The 639-nt window shown below is 66.7% G+C and carries 1 protein-coding gene and 1 riboswitch; the gene reads right to left on the bottom strand.

The features are described from left to right. The coding region (locus tag IG178_RS24790; RefSeq protein ID WP_193215247.1) for a hypothetical protein at nt 1–364 on the bottom strand (364 nt) is incomplete at its 3' end. A gap of 30 nt (nt 365–394) precedes the next feature. After that, a riboswitch (SAM riboswitch) is annotated at nt 395–508 on the bottom strand. Between the last annotated feature and the right edge of the window lie 131 nt (nt 509–639).

Raw genomic sequence — 639 nt, 5'->3', positions numbered from 1 at the left:
ACTCCTGATCCTGGCGCATGACGATCAACGTCACCAGCATCTCCCAGGCGCTCTCCGGGGTGTGTCCGAGAGCGCGGGCGGCCCGAGCCACCTCCGGGGCATTGTTCACGTTGGGCAGGTTGCCGAAGCGCCACACGCTGTGCGCGCAAGCCATGACGGTCGCTGAGTGGCCCTTGCGGGGGAGGAGGAACAGGACTCTGCTCCACTCCCGGGCCTCCCGATCTCCGAAGTCGATCCACCGGTGGTTCGTGCGCGGCGGCACCACGGGGGCCTCCGGTGCGAGGTGCAGCGGCACGTTGTAGGGATGCAGATGCTCGAGATCGGAGCGCTTCGACTCCAGTGCTTGGTGCAGTGCATCGGACATGACGTCCTTCTTCCTGGGCCGGACCGGCCCCGTCGAGTCTTGCCGCAGCGAGTGGGCTGCGGCCCGTTCTGCTCTGGAAGCACCCGGGAATCGAGTTCGGGTTGCTGCGCGGCCAGCCAGGCCTATGAGGCCGCGCTCGTGAACGTGTTCTTGAAATTACAAGACTGGTCCGACAGCACAAGCCGCATGACGCGGCGGTGCCGTGCTCACAGCACCAGGATCTGCGGCAGCACCCCGAGCACGACGGCCACGAGGAGGCAGAGCAGGTGCAGGAC

The sequence above is a fragment of the Neoluteolibacter marinus genome, from assembly GCF_014904755.1.
Classification (GTDB): Bacteria; Verrucomicrobiota; Verrucomicrobiia; order Verrucomicrobiales; family Akkermansiaceae; genus Haloferula; species Haloferula marina.
Note: the sequence above shows the minus strand (reverse complement) of the source record. Positions and strands in the feature narration are given on the sequence as shown.